General features: G+C 40.2%; 17 protein-coding genes. 10 read left to right on the top strand and 7 right to left on the bottom strand.

What is annotated here, in order from left to right:
* Positions 1 to 143: 143 nt before the first annotated feature.
* From glpD to ACLKML_RS20265, 3 genes are all read right to left on the bottom strand, one after another.
* Positions 144 to 1,652, bottom strand: coding sequence for a glycerol-3-phosphate dehydrogenase (glpD, locus tag ACLKML_RS20275; RefSeq protein ID WP_413284753.1), 1,509 nt, complete (start codon positions 1,650 to 1,652; stop codon positions 144 to 146).
* 385 nt (positions 1,653 to 2,037) lie between these two features.
* Positions 2,038 to 2,427, bottom strand: coding sequence for an MAPEG family protein (locus ACLKML_RS20270; RefSeq protein WP_413284752.1), 390 nt, complete (start codon positions 2,425 to 2,427; stop codon positions 2,038 to 2,040).
* A gap of 96 nt (positions 2,428 to 2,523) precedes the next feature.
* Positions 2,524 to 3,414 (bottom strand): AraC family transcriptional regulator, encoded by an 891-nt coding sequence (locus ACLKML_RS20265; RefSeq protein ID WP_413284751.1) that lies wholly within the window; start codon positions 3,412 to 3,414, stop codon positions 2,524 to 2,526.
* A 121-nt stretch (positions 3,415 to 3,535) separates the two neighbouring features.
* Between ACLKML_RS20265 and ACLKML_RS20260 the strand changes: the two genes are divergently transcribed.
* Positions 3,536 to 3,847, top strand: a complete 312-nt coding sequence (locus ACLKML_RS20260; RefSeq protein ID WP_413284750.1) for a hypothetical protein — start codon at positions 3,536 to 3,538, stop codon at positions 3,845 to 3,847.
* Between the two features lie 145 nt (positions 3,848 to 3,992).
* Here ACLKML_RS20260 and ACLKML_RS20255 read toward each other — a convergent pair whose 3' ends face one another.
* On the bottom strand, positions 3,993 to 4,853 hold the full coding sequence (locus tag ACLKML_RS20255; protein ID WP_413284749.1) for a DMT family transporter: 861 nt from the start codon (positions 4,851 to 4,853) through the stop codon (positions 3,993 to 3,995).
* Between the two features lie 581 nt (positions 4,854 to 5,434).
* Between ACLKML_RS20255 and ACLKML_RS20250 the strand changes: the two genes are divergently transcribed.
* From ACLKML_RS20250 to yddG, 4 genes are all read left to right on the top strand, one after another.
* Positions 5,435 to 7,063, top strand: a complete 1,629-nt coding sequence (locus ACLKML_RS20250) for an NAD(P)-binding protein (RefSeq protein ID WP_413284748.1) — start codon at positions 5,435 to 5,437, stop codon at positions 7,061 to 7,063.
* A gap of 11 nt (positions 7,064 to 7,074) precedes the next feature.
* Entirely contained in the window at positions 7,075 to 10,686 is a 3,612-nt protein-coding gene (nifJ, locus tag ACLKML_RS20245; RefSeq protein ID WP_413284747.1) for a pyruvate:ferredoxin (flavodoxin) oxidoreductase, read from the top strand.
* Positions 10,687 to 11,237: 551 nt separating this feature from the next.
* Positions 11,238 to 12,419 (top strand): NnrS family protein, encoded by a 1,182-nt coding sequence (locus ACLKML_RS20240; protein ID WP_413284746.1) that lies wholly within the window; start codon positions 11,238 to 11,240, stop codon positions 12,417 to 12,419.
* A gap of 176 nt (positions 12,420 to 12,595) precedes the next feature.
* The gene (yddG, locus tag ACLKML_RS20235; RefSeq protein ID WP_413284745.1) at positions 12,596 to 13,501 is read left to right on the top strand and encodes an aromatic amino acid DMT transporter YddG; all 906 of its coding nucleotides are present in this window, start codon (positions 12,596 to 12,598) and stop codon (positions 13,499 to 13,501) included.
* Between the two features lie 213 nt (positions 13,502 to 13,714).
* Here yddG and ACLKML_RS20230 read toward each other — a convergent pair whose 3' ends face one another.
* A complete protein-coding gene (locus ACLKML_RS20230) occupies positions 13,715 to 14,338 on the bottom strand; it encodes a cytochrome b/b6 domain-containing protein (protein WP_413284744.1) in 624 nt (207 codons plus the stop codon).
* Between the two features lie 365 nt (positions 14,339 to 14,703).
* Here ACLKML_RS20230 and ACLKML_RS20225 point away from each other — a divergent pair, with 365 nt between their 5' ends.
* A complete protein-coding gene (locus tag ACLKML_RS20225; protein WP_413284743.1) occupies positions 14,704 to 15,135 on the top strand; it encodes a c-type cytochrome in 432 nt (143 codons plus the stop codon).
* Positions 15,136 to 15,259: 124 nt separating this feature from the next.
* Positions 15,260 to 16,213 carry a glycosyl transferase family protein gene (locus ACLKML_RS20220; protein ID WP_317715335.1) on the top strand — a complete coding sequence of 318 codons (954 nt, stop codon included), beginning with the start codon at positions 15,260 to 15,262 and terminating at the stop codon, positions 16,211 to 16,213.
* 124 nt (positions 16,214 to 16,337) lie between these two features.
* Here ACLKML_RS20220 and ACLKML_RS20215 read toward each other — a convergent pair whose 3' ends face one another.
* On the bottom strand, positions 16,338 to 17,840 hold the full coding sequence (locus ACLKML_RS20215; RefSeq protein ID WP_413284742.1) for a coniferyl aldehyde dehydrogenase: 1,503 nt from the start codon (positions 17,838 to 17,840) through the stop codon (positions 16,338 to 16,340).
* Between the two features lie 881 nt (positions 17,841 to 18,721).
* On the opposite strand from ACLKML_RS20215, the gene ACLKML_RS20210 reads away from it, so the two are divergent.
* Genes ACLKML_RS20210 through ACLKML_RS20200 form a run of 3 tightly spaced genes read left to right on the top strand, consistent with a single transcriptional unit; the run spans position 18,722 to position 21,918 of the window.
* Entirely contained in the window at positions 18,722 to 20,035 is a 1,314-nt protein-coding gene (locus ACLKML_RS20210) for a CmpA/NrtA family ABC transporter substrate-binding protein (protein ID WP_413285946.1), read from the top strand.
* A 48-nt stretch (positions 20,036 to 20,083) separates the two neighbouring features.
* On the top strand, positions 20,084 to 21,052 hold the full coding sequence (locus ACLKML_RS20205) for an ABC transporter permease (protein WP_413284741.1): 969 nt from the start codon (positions 20,084 to 20,086) through the stop codon (positions 21,050 to 21,052).
* Positions 21,053 to 21,072: 20 nt separating this feature from the next.
* Positions 21,073 to 21,918, top strand: coding sequence for an ABC transporter ATP-binding protein (locus ACLKML_RS20200; protein ID WP_413284740.1), 846 nt, complete (start codon positions 21,073 to 21,075; stop codon positions 21,916 to 21,918).
* Between the two features lie 180 nt (positions 21,919 to 22,098).
* Here the strand turns inward: ACLKML_RS20200 and ACLKML_RS20195 are convergent, their stop codons facing one another.
* Positions 22,099 to 23,331 (bottom strand): carbohydrate porin, encoded by a 1,233-nt coding sequence (locus tag ACLKML_RS20195; RefSeq protein ID WP_413284739.1) that lies wholly within the window; start codon positions 23,329 to 23,331, stop codon positions 22,099 to 22,101.
* Positions 23,332 to 23,495: the final 164 nt, after the last annotated feature.

Genomic DNA, 23,495 nt, shown 5'->3' with positions numbered 1-23,495 from the left:
ACTGAATAAAGCTTGTAACGAAGGGAGTCAAAATAAGTGGAGAATTTCTACTCGTTTACTTGGTTAGTGAAACGAGTAGAAATAGGGGGGAATAAGGCGCTATTTTACGGTTCTTATCTGAAAAATCAGCAGGAAAAGTCTGTTTACGCTGTAACAGAAGAAGCAGCATTAGATGACAAATAGCTTTCTAATATTGCACTTTCTTCTTGGCTAAACTCAAGGCCCAGTTTACTTCTACGCCATAAGATGTCTTCGACTGACACCGCCCATTCATGTTCAACCAAGTAATCCACTTCAGCCTGATATAAGCCATGTCCGAAATGACGTCCGAGTGACGTTATATCGCTCTTCTCGGCTAATATTGTTAACGCAATAGTACCGTAGGCTTTTACATAGCGTTGTGCAACTTTGTCTTCTAACCAAGGGTATTGAGCACGTAAAATAGAGGTCAGTTTCTCTCTACTGGTAAAATCTCCGCCAGGTAACGTGGCGTTTTTGGTCCATGCCGGGTCCATGTCTGGGAAAAATGGTTCAAGTTTATCAACTGCCGCTTGGCCTAATTTTCTATAAGTGGTGAGCTTGCCTCCAAAAATAGACAGTAGCGGGGCATTTGGCAGAGTCTCATCAAGCTCAATTGTATAATCTCTCGTTACAGCTTGAGCATCAGATGATTCATCTTCACATAGAGGACGAACACCAGACCAAGTTGAAATAACATCATCAGGAGAAACTTGTTTAACAAAATGTTGGTTAACAATATCGCATAGATAATTGATTTCATCTTGATCAATTTCGACTTTAGATGGGTCGCCAGTATATTCGACATCTGTGGTACCGATGACAGAATAATCATCAAGATAAGGCAGGACAAACACAATGCGATTATCTTGGTTTTGCAATATAAACGCGTGGTGTTCTGGGTACATTTTTGGCACGATAACATGGCTTCCTTTTACTAAACGGATGCCACGAGGTGAAGCCATTTTTAATTGCTTATCGAAGAATTTATCTACCCAAGGGCCTGCTGCGTTAACCAAGGCTTTGGTTTTAACTTGACTTACTTCACCAGTTAAGGTGTTTTCTATGTCGACGATCCAACCATCCGCTTGGCGTTGAGCACCAATACATTTAGAGCGAGTATGAATTTCTGCACCTTTTTGTTCGGCTAATTTGGCATTAATCACCACTAAACGAGCATCGTCAACTGCGCAATCTGAGTATTCAAAGCCTTTTTTCATTTCTGGCTTTAACGGTCCTTTAGCAGAGAACTTTAAGCCATGGCTCGCAGGTAATGACACTCTTTTACCAATGTTATCATACAGAAAAAGACCAATACGAATCATCCATGCAGGACGAAGATGAGGACGATGAGGGAGCTGAAAACGCAAAGGAGAAACTAAATGAGGAGCGTTTTTTAGTAAGACTTCTCGTTCGGCTAAGGCTTCACTGACAAGACGAAATTCGTAATGTTCTAAATATCGTAAACCACCGTGGATCAACTTACTGCTGGCTGAAGAGGTAGCAGAGGCGAGGTCGTTCATTTCATACAACGCAACATTTAAACCTCTACCGGCTGCATCACTTGCTACAGCGGCTCCATTGATACCACCACCAATAACGATTAGATCATGAGTTTTTTCAATTTTCAACATTACCTAGACTCCAAAATGTTCGAACGAGCAATTATGTTCGTATAAGAACATAAAATCGCAATAAAATCGACCATTAAATGATAAAATTATGTTAATTTTTGTCATAGTTAACACTTTTACTAACCCTTTATCCATGCAAAATACAAGGTTAAAGGGTTATAAAAAGCCAAATTTGGTGCAGTAATAAGCATAAATTGTTAATTTTGTGTTTCTGCTTGCCTGTTTTTGTTCGAACGAACTTAATTGGTGTACTGGTAAAAACCAAACGGTAGCAGTGAATGGCAATGTTGTCGCGCAAGGAGGTGATTAAATCGTTATTGGTGAAAGGATCCGCAGTTGGACAATGCAACTGCGGGTACAGAGTGTTATCAGTAGGGGTGATGATTTAACCAACAAGTTGGCCATAAGGAAGATAAATAAGATTACATATTACAAGCATCACTTGACTCAGTAGGGTAATGATCATACCGAATTTTCTTTTTGCCATGTTCTCTTTTAAAATGCCTGTGCCGTGTAAAATACGTCCGGCAAGAAGTAATAATCCTGCTATATGGATTAGATAGATTGAACCGTCATTGAACTCTAGCAACATCATTAAAATAAGTGAAATAGGGATGGTTTCTATTGCATTACCATGTGCTGAACGGGCAATTTGGAGGGCTTTTACTCCGCCATCTGCATAGGCAACTTGGCCACTTCTACGTTGTTTGATTACTTCAAATGTTAACCATATTATTAACAACATAAGAAGTGATGCATACAAAGCCGTAATCATTATTAACTCCACTATTTAACCATTGAATAGGAGGCTAGAATAAACGAGTTTGTTTATCATTTCCCTTTTATTTTTGTTTTTCCGATTTTCCTTTTGTTATATTCCTTCTCTATAATGTTTGGGTGCGAGATTAAATGTTTTATGGAATTGATTAGAAAATTCGTATTGGGATGCATAGCCAAGTTCGATTGAAATAACTGAGATACGTTTTTTTGTGGATCTTAACAATCGACAAGCTTGGTCCATTCTTTTTCGGATAAGGTAGTCTTTCGGAGATACACCAAGCTGTTTTTTGAAGGCTTTCCTAAATTTTTCATATCCCCAACCTTTATCTGCACAGTACTGTTTTAAGTCGAATCGAATGGCATAGAGCCGATCAAAATCAGCGATACTTTCCGCGATCATATCATTTGGAACAGCACTCTCATCTTGGAATGTAAGTAAATGTCTAATGATGTTAAGGAAAATCAAATAAGCATCAAAGACCTCCTCTTGATTGGCGTTTTGTAATCGATCCATTAAAGATTCAATATGTTGTTGGGCATCGGGATAAGAGACATTGTCGTAAACGGCGATATGTTTATTGATTAAGCCCATATTACATAAATGTTCATATAACTCACTATTACAGTCCAAATAATACTCTTGCCAATCACTTGCGGGTTTGACCACCGTGGTGTGTTTCATTTTAGGTCTACGTTGAAAAACACATCCTGCACTGAGCGGGAAGTGTTTGCCTTTTTCATCGGTATAACTTCCTTCACCTTTAATGACATAAACCAGAGAATAGAATGGAAATTCGACGTTGATGTGTTCTGTTTCTATTCCTGGTTTATGGATGTATCCGCAACCAATCCAGTTTTGAGATACCCCTAATGTACGAGAGTAATTGAGTGGAGCGTTAACGCCGGAACACTGTTTTGCTAGTTGTTCGCTTGCAAATAAATTTTCTTTTGCCTGAAATTTATGCTGGTTTTTCTCAATCATTATTCTATCCAAATAAAATGTATCATTTCCATTTAGCATATTATATATACCAGAACTGGTATTTAGTTTTGTGACTGTCCCAATATAATTGGCTTTATATTGAGGTTAAGGAGCAAGAATAATGAGCCAATCAATTAAGCCAAGACTGTCTATTGAAAGTAGCTTGCATACTAATAATAACGTGTGTTCGGTAAACCGAACGTATGCAAAAAATTGTTCGAATAGAGTAAGCGAGAGTTTTACCAATAAGCATATCAAATTGACCAAAAAACATATCAATCCACAATTGATACTGAATCGCGATCGAATGTTGGTTGAATTTGGAATTAAGTTGGCAATGTTAACCAAAGGGATATATGCAAGGTTGGTTGAGCGTGGTTTAGAGGCTTATTTGCTTATTATTCCATTAATACTGTTGTTTTTGGCTCTTTAGATTTTATTTAAGGGTTGGTCCCCTTTGAGGATGCTTAGTTAGCATCCTCTTTTTTATCTGCTAATTAACCGCTATTTTTCGATAGTTGTTTTCATGGCTATTATCTGTATGGCACTTATCTGTGTAGCAAATGTTTACGTGGGAATTATTTACGCGACATCTGCTTTTGCGAAAGAAATACCAGGGCGATACCACCTAGAATACAAGCCGTTGATAGAATAATATTCATAGATAACGGTTCTGATACGATAAACAACCCTCCAACTAAAGCGATTGCAGGTACCGATAATTGCACAATAGACGCAGACAATACCGTTAATCCTCGTAGAGCACTGTACCAAATGACATAACCTAAAGCTGAAGTCACTGCACCCGATATGACGGCTAACCACATGCCGGTTTGGTTGATGGATTCAAGATCAATTAACCAAGGTAAACAAATAACAGACAGTACTGCACTGCCCATAAAACCTTGAGTGGTGGAGCGTAAAGGTTCGCCAGAACGTTTACCTTGCAAGGTAAATATTGCCCAACTTAGACCAGAGATTCCCATCAATAATGCTGAAAATAAATCAGGTCGAGTAGCTGATGGTAGCAGTAAAATAAGAAATCCAGTGACAGCAACGGCGATTCCTACCCATTCAAAAAAGGTTAAGCGATTGCCTTTGACAATATGGAAAGTGAGCATACTTAATTGCACAATACCGAATAAGATAAGTGCGCCCGTGCCCGTGCCTAGTTTGATATAAGCATATGAAAACAACAGCGCATAAATAAAGAGAGATATTGATGAGGTCAGGAATGATTTTTTATCGCTGATCAGTTTTGTTTCACTGGGTTTTTTAGCGATCAGCCAAATAGCTATTAAAGTAATGGCACCCGAAACTATACGTATAATAGTAAATGAACCTGCATCAATGTGCCCTTCAAGTAGTGCGATACGACATAAGATAGAATTTGCCGCAAAGGCACACATTGCGATTATGGTATAAATAATGGTTGTCACGTTGAGTACTTTATAAATAGGAAGTAACGCAATACTACGTGTTTTGAGATGTCTATCTAGTTTAAGGTGTTCCAATATATATGATTTAGATATATGCAGTCGGTATTACGTACTGTTTATGGCTGCATTTGACCAATGTTGTTACTCCTTTCTAATATAGCGATACTTTTCATAACGGTTATATTTCTAGTTATAGCGGCACTTCCAATATGACGAGTTATTCAATGATTTTCACAGGTAAACCAACCTCTCTTTTTTGAAAACTCACCTCTATTAATACGCTCAGTAATTGACCATCTCCACAAAAATTTTTTGTCATCGGGTCTATAGTGACTACTGCTAACAGGTAAAAAACCTGGAATTAAAGTCAATAAAAACAAAGACTAATATGGGAATGAGAAGTATTCTTGATGGTTTTCGTTTTTAATTGTACGCGACAACACCTTAACTAAAAAAGTAGTGACACCTCTATCATTTTACTCGACTGAAATAGATAGCATTTTTACTTGATAGATAAAAATAGCACTTTTATTCAACTGATTAAGATAGCGTTTTTACCCAACTCAATAAGGTAGTACAGAATGAGCAACTCATTAAAGGATATGACTCTACCACCTGATCTTACGGTTAAAAAAGGATCGGGTCCGGTTCGCACTAAGTTTCCCATCTATTCTAACTCTTTACCCCCTTGCAATCATGCCTGTCCAACGGGTAGTAACATTCAAAAATGGTTATCACTGGCTCAAGAAGAGCGTTATGAAGAAGCGTTTCAGGAGTTAGTGTTAAATAATCCGCTTCCAGCGATTCATGGTCGAGTCTGTTATCACCCATGTGAAACCGCCTGTAACAGGACGTATGTCGATCAATCTGTGAGTATTCACGCGGTAGAGCGTTATCTTGGGGATGTAGCCATTGAGCAAAAATGGCCGATTCGATTTGAGGCAAAACCAACCGGAAAAAGAGTATTGGTAGTGGGTGCTGGGCCCAGTGGGTTAGCGACCGCATACCATTTAAAGCGATTTGGCCATGATGTAGAAATCCAAGAAGCGGGGCCGATGGCGGGCGGTATGATGCATTTTGGTATTCCAGCCTATCGATTACCTAGAGAAATATTGAATCAGGAAATTAATCGAATCCAAGCGATGGGAATTAACATTGCTCTGAACAGTAAAGTGGACGATTTGTTAGCAGCCAAGGTGAAAGGTCAGTTTGATGCGGTTTTTCTTGCGATTGGTGCGCATGTTGGTAGGGGAATTGATATACCAAGTGATGATCCAGGCATCGCAATTGATGCTGTTACCTATTTACGCAATATAGAAATGGGCGAACCACCTCAGTTAGGACGGCGGGTAGCAGTGTATGGTGGAGGCAATACTGCAATGGACGCGGCTCGAACCGCCAAGCGTTTAGGTGCAGAAGTAATGATTATTTATCGTCGCAATAGAGAACTAATGCCTGCACACGATTTTGAATGTGTGGAAGCGATGGAAGAAGGGATTAAATTCCACTGGTTGAGAACCATTAACAATATAGATGGTTGTAAATTTACCTTAGAAAAAATGCAAATAGTCGATGGACGTCCGAGTCCAACAGGGCAATATGAAACGATTGAAGCCGATTCTCTAATTCTGGCGTTAGGGCAAAATATAGATACAAAAATTACGCGCAATATTCCGGGTGTAGAACATAAAGCAGATGGAACATTGATGGTGAATGATCAAATGATGACCGGCTATCCTGGGTTATTTGCTGGTGGCGATATGGTGCCGAGTGACAGAACGGTCACCATTGCGGTTGGCCATGGTAAAAAAGCCGCTGCACATATTAACGGCTTCTTAACTGGAAGAGCGTTTTCTAAGGCATCAACCAGTCCATTGATCAAATTTGACCAATTGCATCTTTGGTATAAAACCGATGCAGATCAAAAAGAACAACCTGCGGTAGCACCGGATATTCGAACTCGTTCATTTAACGAGGTAGTAGGCGGACTGACAGAAGCCGAAGCATTATTTGAGTCACAGCGTTGTTACTCCTGTGGTAACTGTTTTGAATGTGATGGCTGTTTAGGTGCTTGCCCTTATGGAGCAATAAGCTCCAATGGTCAGGGAAAAGGCTATTCGATTGATTACAATAAGTGCACGGGTTGCGAAGCCTGCTACACACAATGTCCATGTCATGCGATTGAAATGGTCGCGGCTGAAGTGAAGTAGGGAGTAACCGTATGAATGATAAAAATTTAGTAATGCATACTTGCGATGGTAACGAAGCCGCTGCACATGTTGCATACCGTGTTAGTGAAGTTTGTGCTATTTATCCCATCACTCCATCATCGACAATGGCAGAATTTGCCGATCAGTGGGCGGCAGAGGATAGGCGAAATATTTGGGGTAATATTCCTCTCATTGCAGAAATGCAAAGTGAAGGTGGTGCGGCAGGTACGGTACATGGTGCGCTTCAAAGTGGCGCCTTAACCACAACGTTTACCGCGTCCCAAGGGTTAATGTTGATGTTGCCTAATATGTACAAAATCGCAGGAGAGTTAACCGCCTGTGTATTCCATGTCGCTGCTCGTTCATTAGCCGCGCAAGGGCTATCAATATTTGGCGATCATCAAGATATTATGGCTGCCAGAGGAACAGGGTTTGCTTTACTTGCGGCATCATCGGTACAAGAAGCACATGATATGGCACTTATCGCTCACACTGCTACGTTGTCGGCGAGAGTGCCTTTTATCCATTTCTTTGATGGATTTCGTACCTCACATGAAGTCAATAAAATCAACCTGATTGCTGATAAAGTCGTGAGGGAAATGATTTCGGATGAACTAGTTCGTGCGCATCGAAATAGAGGGTTAAGTCCTGATACACCTTTTATTCGTGGTACGGCACAAAACCCCGATGTGTATTTTCAAGCACGAGAAACCGTTAATCCATTTTATGCCGCAACGCCTGCTATCGTACAACAATGCATGGATAAGTTTGGCGAATTAACTGGACGTCACTATAAATTATTGGAGCTATATGGTTCGCAAGATGCCGAACACGTGGTTATTGCTATGGGGTCTGGAGTAGAAACACTCAAAGAAACCGTCGATTATCTAGTAGCAAGAGGCCAAAAGGTCGCGGTATTGCAAGTGCGACTGTATCGTCCTTTATCAACTCAACACCTATTAGCAGAGTTGCCTGACTCAGTGAAGGTTATTACTGTGCTGGATCGAACCAAAGAGCCAAGCGCAACGGCGGATCCACTGTATCAAGATATTATCACTGCCTTAATGGAACAAGTAGACAACTTAGCGGGAATGCCTAAGGTATTAGCGGGTCGATATGGCTTATCTAGTAAGGAATTTACTCCTGCAATGGCAAAAGCGGTATTCGATAATCCTCAACGTGAACAAAAAAATCACTTTACGGTCGGTATTGTTGACGATGTTGGTTTTTCTAATCTTCAAGTCGACCACAGCTTTGACATAGAGCCGAGTGAAGTGGTCCGAGCCATGTTTTATGGATTAGGATCGGACGGAACCGTAGGCGCGAATAAGAATACCATTAAGATTATTGGTGATGATCCAGATTATTTTGCGCAAGGATATTTTGTCTATGATTCTAAAAAATCAGGATCACAAACTGAATCTCATTTGAGGTTTGGTCACCATGAAATTAACAGCCCATATTTGATTCAATCAGCCAACTTTATTGCTTGCCATCAACAAACCTTTGTTGAAAAAACCGATATGTTGGCTAAGGCAGCAGAAAATTCGACTTTCTTACTAAACTCATCTGTTGACAAAGAAAAGGTATGGGATTCGTTGCCCGCTAGAATGCAACAACAACTTATTAATAATAAGATGAAATTCTATGTCATTGATGGGTATAAAGTTGCGCGGCAAACCGGAATGGGCAACCGAACTAATACCATCATGCAAACCTGCTTTTTTGCTTTATCTGGTGTTTTGGAAAAACAGCAAGCGATTGAAAAAATCAAGAAAGCGATTGAGAAAACATATGCTAAGAAAGGGCCAGAATTAGTTAAGAAAAACTTCTTAGCGGTTGATCAGGCGTTGGCTAATTTGCACCAAATAGATGTTCCCGACAAAGTCAGCGCAACAGAATCTGAAATTACATTTGTCTCTGATAAAGCTCCTGATTTTGTGAAACAAGTAACGGCGAAAATGATGGCAGGAGAAGGGGATTTAATTCCTGTATCACAATTGCCAAATGACGGGACGTACCCTTCTGGTACCACTCAGTGGGAGAAACGGAATATCGCGCAAAAAATTCCAATTTGGCAAGCCGATCAGTGTATTCAATGTGGTAACTGCAGCATAGTCTGCCCACATGCCGCTATTCGCGCCAAATTTTATGATAAATCGATGCTTGAGCAAGCACCAGAAGGGTTTAAATCTGCTCATATTAGCGCAAGAGGTTTCCCTGAAATTCGCTATACCTTGCAAGTATATGCCGAAGATTGCACCGGATGTGGATTATGTGTTGATGCTTGTCCTGCTATTACCGAGCAACATAAAGAGAGCGAAGTAGAAGCAGAATTGCAACCACGCAAAGCGATTAATATGGAACTAAAAGCACCTTACATGGAGCAGGAAGTGGCAAGTTTGTCCTTCTTTGAGAAAATTGCTTACAACGATCGTTCCAGAGTGGATTTCTCGCATGTTCGAGGGGTGCAATTCTTGCAACCTTTATTTGAGTTCTCCGGTGCTTGTTCTGGTTGTGGCGAAACGCCTTATCTTAAGTTAATGTCTCAACTGTTTGGTGACCGCTTAATGGTAGCGAATGCAACAGGGTGTTCCTCCATTTATGGTGGTAACTTGCCGACGACACCTTGGTCGGTTAACGACAATGGTCGAGGTCCTGCTTGGTCTAATTCATTATTTGAAGATAATGCAGAATTTGGCTTTGGTTTTAGATTGGCAGCCGTTAAGCAGTATGAATTGGCTGAACAACTGTTGATTGAAAACCGACAACACTTGGACCCACTGTTAGTGGACCAATTACTTAACGCTACTCAGCTGACCGAGTCTGATATTCAAGCGCAAATCAAGCGAGTTAATACTCTCAAAAGTGAGCTGCAACAAGTTAATTCAGAATCGGCGCGCAATCTTATTTCTGTCGCCGAGCAGTTAGTGCGTCGATCCATTTGGATTGTGGGCGGAGATGGTTGGGCTTACGATATTGGTTCTGGGGGGCTTGACCATGTATTGGCAAGCGGTACGGACGTCAATGTACTGGTTATGGATACCGAAGTATATTCCAATACGGGTGGACAGATGTCGAAATCGACCCCTCTAGGGGCCGTGGCAAAATTTGCTGCCGCCGGAAAACAATCCACCAAGAAAGATATCGCAATGCAAGCGATAGCTTATAATAATGTGTACGTGGCGCGTGTCGCACTTGGTGGTGATCCGCAACAAACTTTGTTAGCAATGCGTGAAGCAGAGTCGTATCGTGGTCCATCCATTGTGATCGCTTACAGTCACTGTATCGCTCATGGTATTAATATGGAAGATGGATTACGTCAGCAACAACTTGCGGTGCAATCTGGACACTGGCCTTTATTCCGTTATAACCCAGCATTGAGAGACGTGGATATCAATCCATTTTCATTAGATTCTTTACGACCTACACGGTCGCTCAAAGAATACCGAATGAATGAAGCAAGATACCAAGTATTGCAGCGAAGTGACCCTGAAATGGCAGATAGAATCACTGAACAAGCTCAGGAAGTGGCGCAAAGGAAGTGGCAATTATATGAGGAGCTTGCTACTCGACGCTCAGGTAGCGTAGCACCGCACGTAGAGCTCGCCGCGCATAAATGATCCGCGATTTATATAGAGCTAAACTATTACTAGGGCCGTAAGGCCCTTTTTTAATAACCTGTGGATTGCAATGATGCTTTAAAGTCGATTGGTTGTGTTTTGGCGTGTTGCTCTCAAAGTCATTAAAAGATGCCAATTTTAAGTGCAAAAACGTAAATCAGTTCAGGTAAGATCGCGGCATAAACTGCCAACCAATATAAAGTGAAAATGATGAGAACTGATTTTAACAGAGCCGATAAATTAGGGTTCATTACGCTACCTTGCTAACGATGTAATGATCTATAAAAGCAGTATTCGTGCCATACAGTAACTGCTTGATTGTTATTGAAAATCATCCCGTCATATGAAGTTAAATTGTCAAATAGACAACAATTGTAGTCCAATTGACACTTCATGATTGTCAATTAGACATTTTATACTATAAGTAACCCAATTAGATTTTATTATAAGCAATTGAATTTTATGTATTAAATTATATTTCTATTGAGTTGTTTTTATTGGCACATATACTGCTGTTACAGCTTAGATGTTTTAAATAGTAAGGTTGTAGCTTGTTAAATATTACCGATAACAGTAAAGAACAGAAAATCACGCCATTATTGAGACTGGGTTTTCGTCCATTTTTCCTTTTTGGGTCCATTTACGCCATCTTCTCCATCATCATTTGGGTTAGTGCCTTTCAACATGGCCAACCAGAAGCACTTAATGTTCCCGCTCTATGGTGGCATGTGCATGAAATGTTGTTCGGTTTTGCCATGGCAATAGTGGCGGGTTTCGTATTAACAGCAGTGCAAACTTGGACTGGAGTAAACGGCACGAAAAGTACTCGTTTAGGCATAGTGGTTACCCTTTGGGCGTTACCCCGAGTGTTATTTTGGACTGCGACACCGTTGTGGGTTATTTCGATAATAGAAGCGATTTTTCTTGCCACCGTGGCGTATGAAGTTGGTTTTAGAGTAGTAAAATCGAAAGGATGGAAGAACTTATTTTTTGTTCCGTTGTTTGTTTTGGCACTTATTGCCAACTTTGCTAGTTATGCCACCATTAAAGGCTTACCACCGTTTACTGCCTTAGCCGTGTGGCAAGCCATGTTATGGTGGTTTATATTGCTTTTATCGGTAATGGGCGGGCGAGTGATTCCCTTTTTTACCGCGCGCAAATTTGGTTTTGAAAAAGCACAGCCAAAATTGTGGTTAGATATTGGCGCTAACTTTCCATTGGTGATGTTATTTGTTCTTAGTTTTTTTCCAATGGTAAATCAACAACTTTCACAAGCATTCATGCTTATTGGTGCCTTGTTTCAAACTATTCGATTTGCTCGTTGGAAGCCATGGAGAACGCTAAGTGAGCCGCTTGTCTGGTCTTTGCATGCTGCTTATATCTGTATTCCTATTGGTCTACTGGCCAGTGGGCTAAGCGATGGCTTTTTCGAGCATAGCATGATTCATTTGTTTGCAATTGGTGCGCTTGCAGGTTTGATATTGGCAATGATTTGTCGAGTGAGTATGGGACACACTGGTCGAGCAATATATCAAGGACCTAGAATGTGGCCAGCGTTTTTAGCGTTATTCGTTGCCGCTTTACTACGAAGCTTTGGCGTAGCACTATCACCAGAACATTTATTATTATTGGTTAATATTACTGCCGTTTTATGGACGTTTGCCTTTTCAATGTTTGTTTACTATTTTGCTGTAATGTTAATGACACCTCGTGTTGACGGCCATCCAGGGTAAAAATACTCCGGAACAATAATAAAAGTACAGTGAATAAATAAATGGTCCATCTAGCAGGGTGTTTGGTTATTTAAGCTAGTGATTTTGATAACTTTATGCGAGTCTTACTGTAATAGGTTTCTTGTCGCCAATTTTGGTCGTAACCAAAAAATTGGTTAGTTTAGGAAGGACTCAGTTTGCTAGTTAAGTATAAACATACCTTGTTAGGAATTATTGCCATTTTACTATGGGCATGTTTGGTTGGTTTAACCCGAAGTGTTGCTGAACAGTTCGGTGCTGTTGGTGGTGCGGCTTTAATTTACACTGTGGCTTCAGTATTGCTTTATTTTACCATTGGTATTCCCAAGTTTCGTTTGTTGGGATGGAAAAACATTGTTATTGCTGGTGGGCTATTTGCTGCTTATGAGGTGTGTTTTTCCTTGGCATTAGGTTTTGCCAATGACCGACATCAAACCATTGAAATGGCAGTAATCAATTATCTTTGGCCTTCATTAACTGTCCTATTGGCGGTTTTTGTTAGTAACAAAAAAGTAAGTTGGTTAATTTATCCAAGTATTTTACTCTCTTTTGTTGGTGTGGTTTGGAGCTTAACGGGAGACGAAGGGCTTTCTATTAGCCAATTTAGCGCCAATGTAGCAACCAATCCGCTTGCCTATACATTGGCATTGGCAGGGGCTTTTATCTGGGCAATATATTGCAATGTGACCAAGAAGCTATCGAATGGCTACAACGGTATTACTTTGTTTTTTATCTTTACTAGCATCGTGCTTTGGGTTCATTATTTTTCTTCAGATCAACCACCATTGATTTTTACTCTTGAATCCTCACTTAACCTACTTGTTACCGCTATTGTGATGGGGAGCGGGTATGCGCTGTGGAATATAGCTATTATCGGCGGCAACATGCTGTTTTTAGCTACGCTGTCTTACTTCACGCCAATTTTATCAACCGTCTTTTCAATCATTATTTTAGGGATCGCTATCACTGCTACTTTTTGGCAAGGCGTTATTTTGGTGACAATTGGTTCTTTTATGTGTTGGTGGGTAACCAAGGAAAACAATCAGTCAAGTAAAGACTACTAATACAGATAAGGTTATTTGTGTTCGCGAATCGTTCCGCATCGGCTGGATTATAAGACCAATTACGACCAATATTACTTCCTTGTATCTTGGTCGTATTTGTTGTTGATAAAAATATTCTTCGTTTGTAGAAAAATCGTATGTTGGTAGAAAACTTATGTTGGTAGATAAAATTTATCTTGGTAGAAAGTAGTACGCACCATGGAATAGAAGGAGTTATTCCATGGAATATGTATATATTCCCGCCGTTATGCCTATCGCGATAATTAACACAATAATAGCTCGACGGTTTGATTTTAATGTTACCGTAATATTGTTTTCTGCTTGATAGCCAGTAATCATTGCTTTCACTAGTGGCTTGTTACGTAATTTATAAACAATAATGGCAAAAATATGTAAGCCAACAAGAATAAACAGGCCGTCAATCAAATTTTCGTGGATAAAAACGCAGACATCGAAGATGTCATCATTAAGCCAAACGGTTGAACCCGGAAGAGGGTCGAGATAGCCCGCTAAAGCCAGTCCGGTTAAGCACTGAAGTAATAATGCTAAGATCATAACCAGAGCCATGTAGCCGCCAGCTGGATTGTGACCAGGTTTCTCTACATAATTCCCTTTAAAGTACTCTATTACAGCCAATGGAGAACGTATAAAAGTGGAAAAACGGCTGGTGTCGCTGCCAACTGCTCCCCAACATAGTCGCCAAATTAATAGAGTAAACAGAGATAAACCGAAGTAAACATGAGGGCCTTCTCCCGTGATACCAGTATAAGCGAGTCCAGAAAAGAGTAGCGCTTGGATCCAGTGATAGAGCCTTGTTGGTAAATCCCACACTTTCATCTTATATTCCTTATATAGGTAAATTTAAGTAAATTATACTTGGAAAGCTGTCTTATGCTTTGACAATTGTATAACATTTTAAATGCTATCTAATGGTTTGAAAACTATACATTAGCTTGAAAATTGTCTAATGTTATTAACATAAAGGTAAAACGTACAGTTTCCTTACACATATTTACACAAACCGCAGAATTGTGTCACTATGTATAAATAATAAACAGCTTATTGTTCCTGTTTTTACTTGAAGCGCAGCAGTGTTGGTTGGCACTCTTTCATCTCAGTATTGCACTTTTGCTGAGAGGTTAGTTTGCTAGTTTGCAGATACAAGTGATAATGGACCAGTGAGCAACATGGAGGAAGTCAATGTGAAGAAACAATTATTAAGCCTTATCATGCTCGTTTCTGTCTCAGCGAGTGCTGCAAATTTTGATACTGAAATTGCTGCTCGTCAAGATGCTTATAATGGAATTCAAGACAACGTAAAAGCCGCTGGTGGTATGTTAAAAAGCGGTGAATTTGATTATACAAAATTGGAAATGCTGGGTGAAACATTATCCATGCACTCATCTAGCCTAAAAACATTATTTCCAGAAGGTAGTCAAGAAGGCAGTAATGCTAAGAAAGCCGTTTGGACCAGTATGGATGATTTTACTGAGCGACTAAATAAACTCGACCAAGGCTTCCAAGATTTTTATGCTGGAGCTAAAGCACAAGATCAAGCCATGTTGGTGGCAGGATTTAAAGATGCAACCAGTACCTGCAAAGGTTGCCATCGTAAATATCGTAATAAAAAATAGTTATATTAGCCCGTTGATTGATTAAATAAGCCGTCAATACCAATTAAATAGTGTATTGACGGCTTATTTGTTTATGGATTAAATGTTAAAAAATCAGTTTCGATAAACTAAAGCAAGGAACAACATGAGTACGATTCTTGAGTGTATTCGCACCGTTGGTAGAGGGGAGAGAGGTAGAAAACCGCTGACTTTCGACCAAGCATATCAGGTGATGGATGAATATTTAGATGGCCAAATTGGTGATGACCAGATGGCAATGTTGATGATGCTAATTAGAGTCCAGAATGAAACCCATGATGAAATTGCTGGTTTCGTAAAAGCTTTTCAAACTAAGATGCCAGATGTGGGTGCCGATATTGATTGGCCTTGCTACGCAGGTAAAAGAGCCAGTGCTGGCAAGCCTTGGCACATTATAGCGGCAAAAATATTGGCTGATAATGGTTATAAAGTGTTGCTACACGGATATTTAGAAGAAAGTTCAACTCGAGAGCATGCCAAAACGTATTTGCATCAACTTGATATTCCTCAGGCTAAAGATGCAGAACACGCAAAAATGTTACTTGCACAACATAATATTGCTTACCTTTCTTTAGAGAATTTTGCGCCACAAGCGGTAGTTATGCTTAATTGGAAAAACCGATATGGCTTAAGAACGCCAATGAATACAGTGGTAAGAGCACTGAACCCAGGCAAGGCGAAATACGGTATCCGTGGAAGTTTTCACCCGGGGTACCAACAATTACACGCAGAAGTAGAACAAAGTGTCGGGTTAAGTAAACACGCTGTTATTTCTTTTAAAGGACAGTCTGGTGAATCTGAATACAACCCTAAAGTGAGTCAAACGGTCTGGAAGAGCGATAGTGATGGTGTGAGTTCGCATTACTGGCCAGAAAGTATGTTGTCTGATATCCCGGTTACGGATCATCCCTTGCTCGATACACCACATAGTGAGAGCAACTTGCTCGCTAATACTGTGGTAGCGACCTTGTCCGCTGTTTTGTTTGCTGAAATCAATGTAAGAGATGAAGCTTATGACAAGGCGTACAACATGTGGTCAGCTTGGGCTGAAATAAAGTAAATCTTACAATGGCTTGGGTGTTTGTTGCTATTACTGCTGTTAGTTAGCTTCTTGTTGTTATTAGAGCTTAAGCCATAGTTAGATTTAATTTAAAGTTGCTAACCAAAATACAAGTAGGTAAAAGTTAGCGAATAAAAAAGGCTAGGATTAATTTCTGTATTAGCTTGTTGTAGGGCGGTTGAATGAATTTGCCACTATTAAACTGCCCTCTTTGTAAGACTGTCTTAGCGTGACTCATGGTCTTAAAACCCTCGACACCATGATAATGTCCCATTCCTGAATCACCTATTCCTCCAAACGGAGCATCTTCCGCAGCAACGTGAAAGACGGTGTCATTGATACATACTCCACCGGAATGAGTTTTCTGTAGTACTTGAGCCTGGGTATTTTTATCGTAGCTCATCAAATAGAGTGCTAATGGCCTTGGGTGACTATTCACGTAGTCAATAGCCTCTGCTAATGATTGATAGCCAATGATGGGTAATAATGGTCCAAACACTTCCTGTTGCATAATATGCATATCATCATTTACATTGACTAGTATTTGAGTAGGCCACTTTTTATTAAGGTAGCTTTGGGAGTGACTGGTGATATCTGTACTGTCCTTGTTGTCCAAAGTAGTTAGAATTTCACCTGTATCGCATTCACCCATTGTATCTGCTGAATATACTTTTGCTCCTTTATTCATTGCATCTTGTAACAACGTGCTTAGTCGTTGTGCTTGTTTCGTATTGATTATCTGGCTGTAGTCATCATTATTGGCGAAATCTGGATACAGAATTTGAAATTTATTTTGGTAAGCTTGGATAAATTGCTCCATTTTATCCAATGGACAAAGTACGTAATCTGGCGATACACAAATTTGTCCGGCATTTAAACACTTACCATAAATGATCCTTTCGACTGCGGTTTCTATCGATATATCATCGGCAACAATAACGGGTGATTTACCGCCCAATTCTAAGGTGACTGGGGTGAGATTATTCGCAGCTGCTCGCATGACGTGCTTGCCTACCGTCGTTGAACCAGTAAAAAATAGGTGATCAAAATTAAGCGCGGTAAATGAAGTTGCCACATCAACGTCGCCTTCAACAATCGCAACTTGATTGGTTGAAAATACAGATCCAATTAATGAACTCAATATCGTATTAGTGGCTGGCGTAAACTCAGAAACCTTGATCATGGCGCGATTGCCCGCCGCGATTGAAGTGACCAGTGGGCTTAACGATAACATGATCGGAAAATTCCATGGCGCAACAATACCAACAACACCTTTGGGCTGATATTCAACAATGATTTTTGCTGGAGTAAGTAGCAAACCTGCTTTACGTTTGCTTGGCTTCATCCATTTTTTGAGGTTTTTTATTGTGTAATTTATCTGGCTGATCACCGGGAAAATATCCCCAATTAAGCTGTCAGTCTTAGAACGATGACCAAAATCTTCACTCATTGCTTGGACTAACTCAGCTTTATGTTTCAAGACAGCGGATTTCAACGCTTTTAATTGTTGTAACCTTTGTTGCAGAGAAAGCAAAGGGGATTGGTTAAAATCGGTTTTTTGCTGAGTAAATAGATGAATAAGTTGCTCGTTGTGGCAATTTGATCTGTCTTTTGTAGATGTAGGCATACGTATTCTCTTTAGTGCTGTAAGTGGGTGATATGTGAACAGGAAACTGGGCTAGATGTGAATTAATAAGCAGACACTAAAAAGGGCTAACTGAGCTAGCCCTACGTTTAAGATTAGTTTTTCTTAGTTGCCGCTTTCCAAAAACGACCACGACAGCGTTTCAACTGTGCTTTGCGTGTTTTTCTAATCATAACTTCCCTCGTGTTAATTATAGTGGAACTGATTTATTTGAAGGTACGTCAAGTCACGTTTCATAAGATATTATCAACAAGGTTACATAAGTAAAGAGATTCTAATCACATAAAGATATTTATTTGACGCTTGAGTAGAATGTTGACGTTGTGTTTTACCAGGACTCGCTCTTGTTTCATTAATTGGTCAGTATTAAACACTCATTCCGTTCAATGGTTGTTCGAAAATCACTCAAAATATCGATTTAATGCCTCTATTTTTTGCGCTAAAAAGTAGCAGACTTTAGCCGCTGGTTTGGCCTTTTTTTATTGAAATATTCTACCTATCCAACTACCACTTTAGGATTATAACATTTTGATAACATTGGTGCGTGGTGCACTAATAACATGCGCTTAAAAAAACCAGCCCTATGGAAAGTTGGGTTAATTGTTTGATATTAAACATAAAAATGCTCTTGGCACACTACTTGATATATCTAAATTAGAAGCAACAAAATTTAGCAAGGTTTTCACCAAGATAAATCGGTAAACAAAATCATGATATTCGGATGGATGACCAAGTAAAAATTACACAGTGTTTTCCGAACCCAATATAAGCAAGTAGTGAAATGGAGATTTCAAATGTACAACAAATCAGCAATTAGAAAAGCAGTCGGTATTGCAACAGGGATAGCATTGTCGGCATCTTGTATGGTGAGCAGCGCCTGGGCAGAAGTAGGAGAACCTGAAATTGATGAGCTTAAATTTGGTTTTATTAAGCTTACCGATATGGCTCCTTTAGCGGTTGCTTATGAAAAAGGTTTTTTCGAAGATGAAGGGTTGTATGTCACGCTTGAAGCTCAAGCAAACTGGAAAGTGCTGTTAGACCGAGTTATTGATGGTGAACTGGATGGCGCACATATGTTGGCAGGTCAACCGTTAGGAGCAACCATTGGTATAGGTACTCAAGCTGAAGTCATTACCGCATTTAGTATGGATTTGAATGGTAATGCGATAACAGTATCGAATGATACTTGGGAGCAGATGAAGCCTTATTTAGAAATGCAACCCGATGGAAAACCAGTACATCCTATTAAAGCTGATGCGCTAAAACCGGTAGTAACCAGTTATCAAGATGAAGGAAAACCTTTTAATATGGGGATGGTGTTCCCAGTTTCTACTCATAACTATGAGTTGCGTTATTGGTTAGCTGCCGGAGGAATTCATCCTGGTTTTTATTCGCCACAGTCGGGTGATAATAGCGGCCAATTAGATGCCGATGTGATGTTATCTGTGACACCACCACCGCAAATGCCGGCAACGATGGAGGCTGGCACGATTCAAGGTTACTGCGTAGGCGAACCATGGAACCAACAAGCTGTTTTCAAAAACATCGGCGTTCCGGTTGTTACCGATTATGAAATTTGGAAAAACAACCCTGAGAAAGTGTTTGGCGTATCAAAAACATGGGCGGAGAAGTACCCTAATACTCACATCCGTGTGGTAAAAGCGCTTATTCGTGCTGCAGCTTGGTTAGATGAAAATGATAACGCTAACCGTGAAGAAGCAGTAAAAATGCTGGCGAAAAGTGATTATGTTGGGGCTGACGCAGAAGTGATTGCGAATAGTATGACGGGCACATTCGAATACGAGAAAGGCGACAAACGTGCCGTGCCCGATTTCAATGTATTTTTCCGTTATAACGCGACTTTCCCTTATTACAGTGATGCGATTTGGTATTTAACTCAAATGCGCCGTTGGGGACAAATTCCTGAAGAAAAATCAGACCAATGGTACATGGACATCGCTAAAGAAGTTTATCGTCCAGATGTTTATCAAGATGCGGCAGAAGCGCTTATTGAAGAAGGTGTTTTAGAAGCGAAAGACTTTCCAAAATTTGATTCTGAAGATGGATTTAGAGCACCACAAACTCACTTTATTGACGATGTAGTGTACGACGGAAGTAAACCAAATGAATATCTACAGAAGTTCTCAATTGGTCTTAAAGGCGCAGATAAAGTCTAACTTTAATTGCATTTAAATTTAGATGAATTTATAGACTAAGGAGTCGTTATGTCTAGCAATGTTATTTCTATCTTGCCCAGTAAAAAGTTAATGGCAAACCATTCAAAACTGGTTATGTACCCTATTATGGGCTTTATTTTGTTCCTGCTAGTTTGGCATATGTCGGCAAAACAGGTTCAAACGTCACTAGGTGCGCTTCCTGGTCCTGTTCAAACGTACACGCAGTTTGTAAACCTTATTGATGAACATTTTGCTGAACGAGAAAAAGGCGTAGCGTTTATTGAGCGACAAGAGGTTCGTAACGCCGCTAAACTGGCAAAAAACCCTGATGCTAAAGTAAAAATTAGACCATATACAGGTAAACCGACCTTTTTTGACCAGATAGTAACTAGCTTAATTACGGTATCGGCAGGATTCATATTAGCTTCTGTCATAGCGATTCCACTTGGTATTGTGCTTGGGTTAAACCAAGGGCTTTACCAAGCCTTTAATCCAGTGATTCAGCTATTAAAGCCTGTTTCTCCTTTAGCATGGCTCCCTATTGTGACCATGGTGGTTAGTGCTACTTATGTGAGCGCGGACCCTATGGTTCCTAAATCTTTTGTTACTTCGTTATTAACGGTTGCATTATGTAGTTTATGGCCAACGCTTATTAATACTGCAGTAGGGGTAACTAGTGTTGATAAAGACTTAATTAACGTAAGCAAAGTACTCAGGTTATCTTGGTGGCAACATATTCGTACTATTGTTCTACCTTCTGCTATTCCAATGATTTTTACCGGTTTACGTCTTTCACTAGGAATTGCATGGATGGTGCTTATTGCGGCAGAAATGTTGGCGCAAAACCCTGGACTTGGGAAATTCGTTTGGGATGAGTTTCAAAACGGTAGTTCTGCATCATTAGGAAGAATTATGGTTGCGGTAATAACCATTGGTTTTATTGGTTTGCTGTTAGATAGAGGCATGCTAACTATACAGAAAAAACTTTCATGGGATAAAACCCAAGAACTCAGATAACTGGGAAAAGGAATGTAATTATGTCGAATGTATTTTTAGAATTAACCCAGTTAGGAATGAGGTTTCCAACGCCCAAAGGTGAGTTTGTAGCCTTAAAAGATGTCAATTTAGATATTAAGCAAGGTGAATTTATCTCGTTAATTGGCCATTCTGGTTGTGGTAAATCGACGGTACTAAACTTGGTTGCCGGCTTGCTCGATGCAACTGATGGTGGTGTAATTTTAGATGGTCGAGAAGTTGATGGGCCTGGTCCAGAAAGGGCGGTGGTATTCCAACATCATTCATTATTGCCATGGTTAACCGTGTATCAAAACGTTGAATTAGCGGTAAAACAAGTGGCAAAAGGAAAATCAAAAGCGTGGATTAAACAACAAGTAGAACATTACTTAGAATTGATTCAAATGCAGCATGCTTCTGATAAGAAGCCTTCTGAAATTTCCGGTGGTATGAAACAGCGTGTGGGAATCGCAAGGGCTTTAGCGCTTAAACCTAAAGTGCTGTTAATGGATGAACCCTTTGGCGCACTTGATGCATTGACCCGTGCTCATCTACAAGACTCGTTGATGAAAATTCAAGCTGAGTTAAACAATACCGTAATTATGATCACCCATGATGTGGATGAAGCGGTTTTATTGTCAGATAAGATTGTAATGATGACTAATGGCCCCGCTGCAACTATAGGTGAAGTGTTAGATATTGAACTTGCGCGACCCCGTAATCGCGTTGAGTTAGCGGATAATCCAACCTATCAAAAATATCGTCAGTCGGTACTTCGTTTCTTATATGAAAAGCAAGTTAAAGTGGAGCCTCTACCAACGTCATCGGCGTCAGCCAATAAAAAACAGCTAGAAGCAAAAACCGCTTAATGTGAATAGAATTCCTGTCATCTTTTGCCCTCGAAAGAGGGCTTTTTTTGTGGTAACGAGCTCTATTGCGGTGAGTACTTGATGATTGAAAAAACCAAAAAGAGTACAAAATGTACTCTTTTTGGTTTCATTTACTTACAACGAATCAACTTATAACGAATCAGCTAACCGCTAATCTTATTACCACCAAGCTTCGAACATAGCACCAAAGCTCATTGTGTCTGTTGTAGCGGTCGCTGCGCCTTGTGGTGTGACATCTTTTTCTCCAACAGTTGCATAGAAACGCAACATTGGGCGGCTCCAAGGAAGGCCTCCAATGGATAAGTTTTGCGAAAGTGTAACTTTCCAGCCATCTGATTTGTTGCCATTATCTTCATCAACTAATGCATAACCGGTTTCAATCCAAGTAGAATGGATGTCATTCCAGCGGTATTGCGGGCGAACAATTAAGCTGTATTCATTTTGGTCATTTGCATCGTCGCCAGATTGAGTGTAATACGCGCCTAGGTAGTTAATATTCCAATTATCTCCGGCTTCAAATCCACCCTCATAACTGACAAATAAACTCTGGAAATCACCTTTAAGGCCCATAACCGAATTGTTCGCACCATCACCGTATCGTAAGTGCAAACTGTCAGAACCTAATTTAACGTGTGTACCAACTAACCATGCATTTTCTCCGTCCATACCGCTACTTTGAATATCGGCATCTTCAGAGGTAAAGCCGAAGTGAGCGTAGGCATCGAGTTTGGCAAAACCCATGTCGATGTCTTTTAGTTTTGTGGTAAGCGCGTATCGGCCATTGTCGTTACCAAGCGAGCCTTCATTATCATCCACTCCACCAACGACAGCTAAGTCAAATTTTGCCGGGCCGAGGTTAAAATCTTTGAAACCACCCCCTTGGCCATCTTCAATTGTTACATAGTAGTCATTTAAGCCTTGTTGTAGACGAGCATGGAAATCTCGACCAGCCCAAACATACATATCAGGTTGAGATTCAAAGATGTTAGAAGCTCCAGCATAAAATCGCTTCATGTTAACACCACCAGCAGAGCCCCATTCGTCATTCGACCAATGTTCTAACATAACCGCAAGATCCCAGATAGCACCATTTTCTGCTGTGTATTTTTTAGCAATACCAAACTCGCCGCCATTGGCTTCGTTACCCAAACGACCAACAGTTTGTCCAGTGCTACCTAAACCATTGACATAACGAGAGTCGCCGTTTTGGAATTGAGCTCCATATCGAGCATAACCAAAGAACCTCAAGTCGTTGGCTTTGTCTGCCATCAGAGCTTGTAGATCGTCGATTTGAGCTTGCATGTTGATTGTTTCGTCGGCTGCTGTAGCGTTAAAAGCACTAAGCGAAGATGCCACTGCTAGGGCAAGAGATAAAACCTTAAAGTTTTTCATTATCAGTCCTTAAAATTTGTAGGTTTTTTTGTTATTTCAGCAACGAGTTTATGGAATGAAACATGTGAAAAGCTCTTGTTAGCTCACACACTTTGTTGCAGTGTTAGGTATGAAACAAAATACCGTTTTGCGAGTAGACTAAATTTAAGGGTTAAGTATTAAGT

The organism is Vibrio sp. MA40-2, assembly GCF_047302445.1.
Lineage (GTDB): Bacteria > Pseudomonadota > Gammaproteobacteria > Enterobacterales > Vibrionaceae > Vibrio.
Note: the sequence above shows the minus strand (reverse complement) of the source record. Positions and strands in the feature narration are given on the sequence as shown.